Source organism: Actinoplanes sp. NPDC004185 (assembly GCF_053603475.1).
The window spans coordinates 1-9,353 of record NZ_JBSGFR010000099.1 but is presented as its reverse complement, the minus strand read 5'-3'; the positions used below and the strand labels follow the sequence as shown (position 1 = coordinate 9,353).

The 9,353-nt window shown below is 73.9% G+C and carries 9 protein-coding genes and 1 pseudogene; 4 read left to right on the top strand and 6 right to left on the bottom strand.

Annotation, left to right across the window (positions count from 1 at the left end):
• Positions 1-1,722: pseudogene (locus tag ACWEOZ_RS43710) on the bottom strand (DUF4132 domain-containing protein); the annotation flags it as partial.
• An 80-nt stretch (positions 1,723-1,802) separates the two neighbouring features.
• Here ACWEOZ_RS43710 and ACWEOZ_RS43705 point away from each other — a divergent pair.
• The gene (locus tag ACWEOZ_RS43705) at positions 1,803-2,267 is read left to right on the top strand and encodes a hypothetical protein (protein ID WP_451916571.1); all 465 of its coding nucleotides are present in this window, start codon (positions 1,803-1,805) and stop codon (positions 2,265-2,267) included.
• A gap of 52 nt (positions 2,268-2,319) precedes the next feature.
• Here the strand turns inward: ACWEOZ_RS43705 and ACWEOZ_RS43700 are convergent, their stop codons facing one another.
• The 3 genes from ACWEOZ_RS43700 to ACWEOZ_RS43690 are packed head-to-tail and all read right to left on the bottom strand — an operon-like array spanning position 2,320 to position 4,324.
• Entirely contained in the window at positions 2,320-2,835 is a 516-nt protein-coding gene (locus ACWEOZ_RS43700; protein WP_451916570.1) for a putative immunity protein, read from the bottom strand.
• Positions 2,832-3,395 carry a putative immunity protein gene (locus ACWEOZ_RS43695; protein WP_451916569.1) on the bottom strand — a complete coding sequence of 188 codons (564 nt, stop codon included), beginning with the start codon at positions 3,393-3,395 and terminating at the stop codon, positions 2,832-2,834. Before ACWEOZ_RS43695 ends, ACWEOZ_RS43700 begins: the two co-directional genes overlap by 4 nt.
• 50 nt (positions 3,396-3,445) lie before the next feature.
• A complete protein-coding gene (locus ACWEOZ_RS43690; protein WP_451916568.1) occupies positions 3,446-4,324 on the bottom strand; it encodes a helix-turn-helix domain-containing protein in 879 nt (292 codons plus the stop codon).
• A 145-nt stretch (positions 4,325-4,469) separates the two neighbouring features.
• Between ACWEOZ_RS43690 and ACWEOZ_RS43685 the strand changes: the two genes are divergently transcribed.
• Positions 4,470-5,156, top strand: a complete 687-nt coding sequence (locus tag ACWEOZ_RS43685; protein ID WP_451916567.1) for an SDR family NAD(P)-dependent oxidoreductase — start codon at positions 4,470-4,472, stop codon at positions 5,154-5,156.
• A 6-nt stretch (positions 5,157-5,162) separates the two neighbouring features.
• Here ACWEOZ_RS43685 and ACWEOZ_RS43680 read toward each other — a convergent pair whose 3' ends face one another.
• Positions 5,163-6,959, bottom strand: a complete 1,797-nt coding sequence (locus ACWEOZ_RS43680; protein ID WP_451916566.1) for a sensor histidine kinase — start codon at positions 6,957-6,959, stop codon at positions 5,163-5,165.
• Positions 6,956-7,663 carry a response regulator transcription factor gene (locus tag ACWEOZ_RS43675; RefSeq protein WP_451916565.1) on the bottom strand — a complete coding sequence of 236 codons (708 nt, stop codon included), beginning with the start codon at positions 7,661-7,663 and terminating at the stop codon, positions 6,956-6,958. The genes ACWEOZ_RS43680 and ACWEOZ_RS43675 overlap by 4 nt, the downstream gene beginning before the upstream one ends.
• 90 nt (positions 7,664-7,753) lie before the next feature.
• On the opposite strand from ACWEOZ_RS43675, the gene ACWEOZ_RS43670 reads away from it, so the two are divergent.
• Positions 7,754-8,962 (top strand): efflux RND transporter periplasmic adaptor subunit, encoded by a 1,209-nt coding sequence (locus tag ACWEOZ_RS43670; RefSeq protein ID WP_451916564.1) that lies wholly within the window; start codon positions 7,754-7,756, stop codon positions 8,960-8,962.
• A 41-nt stretch (positions 8,963-9,003) separates the two neighbouring features.
• A partial coding sequence (locus ACWEOZ_RS43665) for an ABC transporter ATP-binding protein (protein ID WP_451916572.1) occupies positions 9,004-9,353 on the top strand: 350 nt, incomplete at its 3' end.

Genomic DNA, 9,353 nt, shown 5'->3' with positions numbered 1-9,353 from the left:
GCCCGCCTTGCCGAGCGCGGCCGGGACCAGCGCCCGGGCGGCGGCCTCGGCGTGCCGCACCAGCCAGGTGAGCGCCGCCGGCCGGGCGCTCTTCACGCGCGTGTAGCGATCGGCCATGAACACGGCGATCGCCGGTGACGAGTACGGCAGCAGCGTGTCGGTCAGCGCGGGCGACCGCTCGGCCGCGCCGTGCACGAGCGGCAAGGCGTCGAGCCCGAACCGGGCGGCGGCCACCTTCACCCAGTCGCCCAGGACGGCGGCCCGTTCCGGCTGCCACGTCGGCAGCAGGGGCCGGACCAGTTCCTCGGGGCCGCCGGTGAACAGCATCGGCGCGAACCAGACGTTCGAGCCCGACGCCACGCAACGGGCGGCCTCCTCCCAGGTGATCCAGGGCTGTCCCCAGTCGCCCGGCGTGGCGAGCCACCGGTCGCGTTCACCGTCGCGCCACTCCACGGTCGCGGGATCGTCGCAGCTCAGGTCCGCGATCACGACCGGTTTGGCCGGCTTGGAGCGATGCCGCCACGGTGGACTCGCCAGCACCGGCGGGACGGCTGCGAGCGGCGCGTACGAGACAGCGGCAGCGTCGGCGGCCACGCTGAGCACCCGTTCCGCGGCCGCGGGCCCGAGCGAGGGCAGGACCTCGTCCACGAGTTCGAGGTGCCCGAGCACGTGGGCGCGCAGCATCGGTGAACCGGCCTCGGCCAACAGCCGCATCGCCCGGGCCGGGAAACGCGCGGCCGCTTCGAGCACCGCCGCGGGCACGTACTTGCGGTCGAGCCGGGCGAGCAGCTCGTCGAAAACCGCGTCGTCGTCCATCTCGGTCAGGACCGAGAGCATCCGCTGCTGGGATTCGGCGGTCAGGTACGGGACGTCGAACCAGACCAGCACGGCCCCGGCCGCGCCCGGCCCGAGCCCGTCGGCGAGAGTGGCCAGCACCGCGGACATCGGCAGCGACCACCAGTTGTCGAGGTGGGGGGCCAGAGCCTGCGCTTGCTCCGGCGTGCCCGCGGCGAGCAGCAGGAGCGCGGCCACCTCCGGCTTCGGGGCGCCCCTCGCCAGGACCGCCCGCACATCCTGCTCGACCCAGTCGCGCTCTGCCGGCAACAGGACGGAGGTGGCGACAGCCGCACTCCAGTGCCGGTCGCGGTACGGCCGCAGCGCCTCGACGAGCTCCGCGTATTCGTCATCGGTCGCCACGGCGATCGCGGCCCGGACCCGGAGCAGGATCTGTCGTTGCGGGCCGCGATGGGCGGCCTCGTCGAGCGCGACCGGGGCGAGGGACAGGGCGCCATAGGTCGCCGGGTTGACGCGCCGGCCCTCCTGGACGCCCAGCAATGCCTGCTCGACCGCTGCCCGCGCGGCGAAGAGCACGCCGTGGCGGGAGATCCAGAGATCGGCGAACGGCGTGAGGATCTCCCCGCGGTCCTCCGGATACTGCACACGGATGCTCAGGGCGGTGAGGGCTCCGGCCGCGCCCAGCGGGGTCACGTCCGGGTCGCCGTCGAGCCAGGCCCGGGCCGCCGCGGCGAGCGGCCGGGGCGTCCCCGGCTCGTCGAGGATCGCCAGCACCGATGCGCGCTCCGCGGCCATGCGCTGCTCGGCCGCCTCGCCGCCCTTCACGTCGCACACGAACGGCGGGACATCCACACTGCCCCGCCGCACGAACCGGTGCCGCCGCACGAACGCCGGAACATCACCCACGTTGATCCACGCCTCCCCCATGAGAACTGTCCGCAGGCTAGCGGCGGGGTACGACAAGAAGCGGATCAGCCGGCGTGGCGCGGGTCGCCTAGGCTCCGGCTGTGCGGATCGGTCGACGGCGTCTGGGCGCCGCCCTCGCGGGAGTCCTGCTGGTCGTCGTGCTCGCCCTGGGCGCGCTTGCTCTCGTACGGTGGAAGGCCGCCGGCGTCCCGCACACCATCTCCCCGCCCGCCGGGGCCGTGGTGGAGTCCGCGGGATACGAGCAGGCCGTCCTCGACCGCGCCGGCATCATCGCCTCGGGCCTGCGCAACGACCGCGGGGCGGCGACCGTGCGCACCTACACGATGCCGCCGGATTCTCCATGGCTGCAGGCGCGGATGATCGTCGCCACCCAGCTCGATCACTGGGAGCAGCTCGGCGACTGTGCCGACGATCCGCGGGCCCCGATCGTGGAGTGCGCCTGGCGGGAGCCGACGCGCTGGTGGCCCCGCGAGGTCCGGCTCACCATGCTGCGCCCGGCGCCGGACCGCACCTTCGTGATCATCGGTTCCGGCCGGGGCGACTAGTGCTGCCGCCGGTCCGGATGTCGCGAACGGCAGGCGCGACCCGCGAGCGAGCTCAGCAGTCGAAGGCCGACCAGCAGATGTCGTTGCGCAGGCGCTGGTCGTCGACGACCAGCTCGCGGATCGCCTCCGGGAGCTGATCGCGTTGCCACCGGCACTCCCGCCGGCCGGCGGCTTCGCTCTCGTCTGCCGGTGCGGCCGTCCGGGCCGCCTTGATCGCGTACGCGGCCGCGCCTAGCTCGTGCGCGGCGACGTGGGCGACGACGGCGGCCTGGCCGGCAGCGTAGGCGGCATGCCGGGCCGCACCTGTCAGGTCCCGAGCCGCTCCCATCGCGTGGCCGCCCGCCGCACGGGCCTGCATCATCTTGACCTCGCCGCGCACCCAGGCCCTGGCGTGCTCGATCGCCTGGCGCGGTCGCGGGTCCCCGGGCCGGTCCGCCTCGAAGAACGGCAGGACGTGCTCCGCGCACGCGGCGGCCCACAGCGCGAGCAGCCGGTGGTCGGCGTCGGTGAGGGTCCCGCCCCGGCGGATCGTCACGAAGCGGGGGTCACGGATCTTCGGCAGGATCACGCGGCCCGCCCCTCGTCCTGGCGCAGGGACCGGTCCAGGGCGCTCATCAGCTGGGCGACGCGGCTCCGGCCGCCGGTCGCGGGTGGGTAGCGCCGGAGAACGCCGATCAGCGCCGGTGCCGCCCGATCCCGGGACCGTGCCAGCAAAGCGCTGCCGGCCGCGGGATCGTCGCCGGCGGCCAGCTCCCCGATGCGTGCGGCGCTCGCGGCCGCCCGCAGGATGTGGCCGACCTGGCCGGCCTGGGCGATGGGGTGCAGGTACGCGGCCGACGCGGCGTCGCCGGCGCACCGCGCGGCCAGCCGCGCTTCCTCCGACGGCGCGGTACGGGCGGCTCGGTGAGCGTCGACGGAAGCAGCGCGCTGCCACTTCGTCCGGCGGGCGCCGTTGATGAACGCCCAGGTCGCCTCGATGGCCGCCCGCGGGCGGAGGTCGCCGGGGACAGCGTCCTCGAAGACCGGCAGGACGTCCTCGGCGTGCTGGACCACGTAACGCGCCACGACGCGTAGCTCGTCCATCGCCAGGTCGAAGTCCCCGGTCACGATGTCGGTGTTCGTTGCCATGCCCATGAATCGTATCGTTGAACCACCGGTGGAGACTTGGGCGGCGAGTCTCAAGGCCGGCGACGAGGCTCGTGAGCTGTGGCGCGTTCCGCCCGCTGGGCGTCCGAGGTGGGCAGATCCGCGGAGGCCAGCAGCGCCAGCTTCTCCGCGTCGCTGGAACCGGCGTCCGGGTGGTAGACGACCAGCATCAAGGCGTCGGTGCCGGCGATGGCCAGCCGTTCCCGGTTGAGGGTCAGCTCGCCGAGCTGGGGGTGGTTCATCCGGATCGGCGTGCCGCGCTGCCCGCGTACCTCGTGGCGGGCCCAGAGCCGGCGGAACCGGGGGCTGGCCAGGGACAGCTCGCCGGTGAGCTCGATGAAGCGCGGGTCGGCGACGTCGTTGCCCACGGCCTGGCGCAGGTTGGCGACGAAGCATTCCGTGACGTTCTCCCATTCCGGATGCAGGGCCTGCTCGGCCGGGTCCAGGAACAGGTCCCGCAGCTGGTTGCCGCCCACGGTCAGCCCGGGCGACAGCGCCCGGGCCAGACTGTTCGAGGCCAGGATGTCGAAGTACCGGTCCTCGATGAAGGCCGGCTGGACCAGCGATTCCATGAGTTTGAGCGCCCCGGGCGGCGGGGTCTCCTTGCGCGGGCGGCGCCGCTGCTGGCGGGAGACCTCCGCGACCAGCGTCAGCAGGTGCGCGAAGTGGTCCTCGTCGAGGTGCAGCACGCGGGCGATCGACTCGAGCACCTGCATCGAGGGGTGCCGGTTGCGGCCCCGTTCCAGCCGCAGGTAGTAGTCGGCGCTGATGCCGGCCAGCATGGCGACCTCCTCACGCCGCAACCCCGGCACCCGCCGTACGCCGACGTCCGGGATGCCCGCCTGCTCGGGCGTCACCAGCTCGCGCCGGGCCCGCAGGTACGCACCGAGGGGGTTCGTCGTCTCGCTCACCAGGCCAGCGTAGATCCGGGCCGGGCCGGCAGAGGGGGTCCTGTCGTTCCCCTGGCACGAGAGGGCTCTGGCTGGTCCGGGCGGCCGTGCCTACCGTCGATCGCAGCCCGACCGGGCCACCCATCGCGACAGGAGAACCACAGGCATGACCATCACCCTGATCACCGGGGCCAACAAGGGCATCGGTTTCGAGACGGCCAGGCAGCTGCTGGAGCTGGGCCACGTCGTCTACGTCGGCGCGCGGGACGCCGAGCGGGGCGAGAAGGCCGCGGCGACGCTCGGCGCCCGGTTCGTGCAGCTCGACGTGACCGACGACACCTCGGTACGCGACGCGCTGGCGACGATCGACGCGGCCGAGGGCCGGCTCGACGTCCTCGTGCACAACGCGGGCATCCTCGCGAACGATCCGCTGGACGGTCCGGCCGCACTGCGGGCGTTCGACACCAACGCGGTGGGCATCGTCCGGGTCACCGAGGCGGCCCTGCCGCTGCTGCGCCGATCGTCCAACCCCACCGTGGTCACCGTGTCGAGCAGCGCGGGTTCGTTCTGGGCGGTGACCAATCCCGAACGGCCGGAACATCAGCTGCCGCTGGCGCTGTACTCCGCGTCCAAGACGGCAGCCACCATGCTCACCGTCCAGTACGCGAAGGCGCAGCCGGGCATCAAGTTCAACGCCATCGAGCCCGGCACCACCGCGACCGACATGACCGCGGACTTCGGCATCGGCCGGCCGGTGGCGGAGAGCGCCGCCTTCGTGGTGCGCTTCGCCACGCTGGGCCCGGACGGCCCGACCGGCACCTACCAGGACGAGAACGGCGTGCTGCCCTGGTGACCCGGTCTAGGGCAGCGTGATCGTGAAGGTCGTACCACTGCCCGGGACGCTGTCCACCTCGACCGTGCCGCCGTGGGCGTCGGCCAGCTTGCGCACGATGGCCAGCCCCAGGCCGCTGCCGCCGGTCGCCCGGCTGCGGGACTCGTCGGCGCGCCAGAAGCGGTCGAAGACCTTCGGCAGGTTCTCCGCGGCGATGCCCACGCCGGTGTCCCGTACGGTGATCGTCGAGCCCCGCGCGCCCACCGTGACCGACCCGCCGCGGGGGGTGTAGCGGATGCCGTTGGACACCAGATTGCCGACCATCTGCCGCAGCCGTACCGGATCGGCCGCCACCACCGGGTCGCCGTCCACCTCCATGGCCAGCCGCACGCCGGCCGCGTGCGCGGGCGCGCGCTGGCTGTCCACCGCCTGGACCAGCACGTCCCGGACGTATGTCGGCTCGGGGTGGATGCGCAGCGTGCCGGCGTCGGCCGCGGACAGGTCGCTCAGGTCGTCGATGATGTGCTGCAGCAGCACCGCCTCCTCGTGCAGCAGCTCGAGCAGCTGCCCGTCGGTCGGGGCCAGGTCGTCCTGGGCGGCCTCGAGCCAGCTGCGGATGTTGGTCAGCGGGGTCCGCAGCTCGTGCGCCACGTCGCTGACCATGGCCCGGCGCTGGGCCTCGGCCCGGTCGCGGCGCTCGGTCGAGTCGTTCAGCGCGCGGGCCAGCCGGCCGATCTCGTCCTGGGTGGACACCAGGGCCGGGGTGTGCCGGTCGGCGGCGTCGGTGAGGGCCCGCAGCGGGCGGATCAGGCGGCGGCCGACCAGCACGGTGACGAGGATGGTGGCGAGCAGGACGCCGCCGGTGGTCGTCACGATCCGGATGGTGTTCTGCCGGGACAGGGTGAAGCGGGTCCGGTCGGAGCCGGTGTCCGGGTCGGTGACGAACAGCAGGGCGGGCGGTGCGACGTACGTCCGCAGCATGGCCCGCCGGGACTTCTCGACGCAGCCGCGGATGCGCGCGGTGGCCTTGGTGTTGCCCAGGTCGAACAGCTCCCGCGGGCTGAGCGACGGCTTGACCGCGGTGGCCGCGCTGTCGGCCGGGTCGACCTTCTCCACGTACGTCGAGAAGTCGGGCCACACGCCGAGCTGGTAACCCGGCGGCGGGCCCGCGCAGCGGGTGACGAGGCCGCCCAGCTTGCCCAGCGGCTTGGCCTCGGCCCGGGTCAGCGACGGCAGCTCGGTGGCGCAGGCCGACAGGATCTTGTCGGGGCCGGCCACCGTGACCTGCGGCCGGCCGTTCGGCAGCTCGTCGATCCGGCCGTCCGCGCCGATGCGCCGCACGCAGCTGAGCTGGTCCTCGGCGATCTTGCGCAGTTGGGCCCGGTCGGTGGCGGGGAGCCGGAACGGGCCGACCGCCCGCTGGTCGATGCGCTCGCTGCCGCCGGTCAGGGCCAGGTCGAGGTTGAGCGGGTCGACGGTGGCGGACGGGCGGGCGCCGGCCAGCGAAGGTCCCGGGCCCGAATCGGCGATCACCACCCGGTCCGCGGTCATCAACGTGATCCGGCGGCCCAGCTTGTCCGCCCGGGCCCGGATCAGCGCCGGGGCCGCGGACCAGTCGGCGTGGGTGGCCGCGTAACCGACGAGCATGTCGTACACGCCCTTGTCCTCGGTGAGCGAGCGGCCCTGCTCCTGCCGGATGGCCCGGGTGGCGGTGCTGGCGGCCAGCCAGGCCGTCGCCGCGGTCGCGGCGATCGCGATCAGCACGGAGGTGACCAGCAGCCGGGTCACCAGGCTGTGCCGCAGCGGCACCCGGCCGCGGCTCATCCGGTCGCCGCCGGGCCGGCGGACAGCCGGTAGCCGACGCCGTAGACGGTGATCAGCTGGGTGGGCCGCTGCGGGTCGTTCTCGATCTTGCGGCGCAGGTTCATCACGTGCACGTCGATGGTGCGCTCGGTGGAGCTGCGGTCGATCCCGCGGGTGTGGTGCAGCAGCTGGGCCCGGGTGAACACGCGGTCCGGCTGCTCGGACATGGCGGCCAGGATGGCGAACTCGCCGCGGGTGCACTCGACCGGCTCGTCGCCGACCGTGACCTGGTGCAGGGCCGGGTCGACGCCGATCCGGCCGATCCGGCGCAGCCCCGGACCGGCCGGTGCCGGGGCGCCCCGCGACGCCCGCCGCAGCAGCGTCCGCACCCGGGCCATCAGCTCCCGGGGGCTGTACGGCTTGGTGAGGTAGTCGTCGGCGCCCAGCTCCAGGCCGAGCAGCAGGTCGTCCTCGGTGGTGCGGGCGGTCAGCATCAGCACCAGCACGTCGGACTCCTCGCGCAGCGTGCGGCACACGTGCAGCCCGTCCAGGCCGGGCATCATGACGTCGAGCACCACCAGGTCGGGCCGCCGGCGCCGGGCCTCGTCCAGCGCGGCCCGCCCGTCGTGCACGACGTGCGCGTCATGGCCGGCCGCGGTCAGGTAGCGGCGGACGACCTCGGCCTGGCGAGGATCGTCATCGGCAACCAGGACCCGAGCACGCATGGCGGCGATGATAGGCCCGCCGGGCACGCGCGGCGGAGTCCCCGGCCATACCTGACAGCTTCCTAACGATCTCCGGCGACGCTCGTCGGCATGCATCCGAAGGTTGACTCCCCGACCGAGGTGATCCCCCTCGTCCCGGACCCGCCCCGGCGGCGCCGCGGCGCGGTCAGATGGCTGGCCGGAGGCCTCGTCGTGGCGGTGCTCGCGGTCGTCGCCGGGGTCGTGCTGACCCGGCACCGGGCGTCCGGGAAGCCGGCGGCGCAGGCGCCCTCGGCGGTCGAGACGGTCAAGCTGGAACGCCGGGACCTGTCCACCACCAAGCAGCTGAACGGCAGCATCGGCTTCGGGGCGCCGCGCCCACTGTCCGGGCACACCGAAGCGACGGTGACCTGGCTGCCGGCCGTCGGCGCCACGATCAAGCGGGGCAAGCAGCTGTTCCGCGCCGACGACAAGCCGGTGACCCTGTTCTACGGCAAGATGCCGCTCTACCGGCCGGTCGCCGGGGGCAACCTGGTCGGCCGGGACGTGCGGATCATCGCCGACAACCTGCGGGCGCTCGGGTACGGCATCGGCCACCAGCCGGCGCCGGGTGAGCGGGTGACCCAGCCGGCGCCGTCCTCCCCCGCGCCCGCCGCGGGCACTGCCCCCAAAGCGACCAAGAGGGTGCAGGTCAAGTCCGGGGAGAGCGTCCTCACCACCGGGCTCATCGCGGCGATCAGGAAGTGGCAGCAGGACCGCGGCCTGCCGGTCACCGGGCAGGTGGCGGTCGGCGACGTCGAGGTGCTGCCCGGCCCGGTCCGGGTCGACTCGCTGGCCGTGCAGCCCGGCTCCCCGGCGAACGCCCCGCTGATGTCGGTCACCTCCACCCGCAAGGTGATCACCGTGCCGGCCGAGCTCACCGACGCCGCCGTCCTGGAACGGGGCAAGCGCGTGACCGTGAGCCTGCCCGACGACCGTACGGTCAAGGCCCGGATCTCCTCGGTCGGCCGCACGCTGGCCGCCCCCGAGGGTGGCGTGGCCGACGGCGCACCGACCCTGACCGTGTCGGTGACCGTCGACGATCCGAAGGCCCTCGCCGACCTGGACTCGGCGGACGTCCAGGTGAATGTGGCCGGCCGGACCGTCGAGGACGTGCTGGCCGCGCCGGTCGAGGCGCTGGTCGCGCTGACCGAGGGCGGTTACGCGGTGCAGGGCCCGCAGGGACTGGTCGCCGTCGAGACCGGGATGTTCGCCGACGGCTGGGTCGAGATCAGCGGCGACGGCCTGGCCCCGGGGACCGACGTGGTGGTCGCGTCGTGACGGACGCGGACGAGCCGGTGCTGCGCGTCCGCGACGCCGGCATGCGCTATCCCGGCGGCGTGACCGCCCTGGCCGGGGTGAGCCTGGACATCGCCCGGGGCGAGATGGTGGCCATCGTCGGCCCGTCCGGGTCGGGCAAATCGACCTTGCTCAACATCATCGGTACGCTCGACCGCCCCACCTCGGGCACGGTCCGGATCTCCGGGCAGGACGTGGCCACGCTCAGCGACCGGCACCTGTCGGCGCTGCGGGCCCGCGAGATCGGCTTCGTCTTCCAGCAGTTCCACCTCACCGACGGCCTCAGCGCGGCCGAGAACGTCGCCACCGGCCTGCTCTACGCCGGGGTGCCCCGCCGCCACCGCGGGCAGCGGGCCCGGCACGCGCTGGCCCG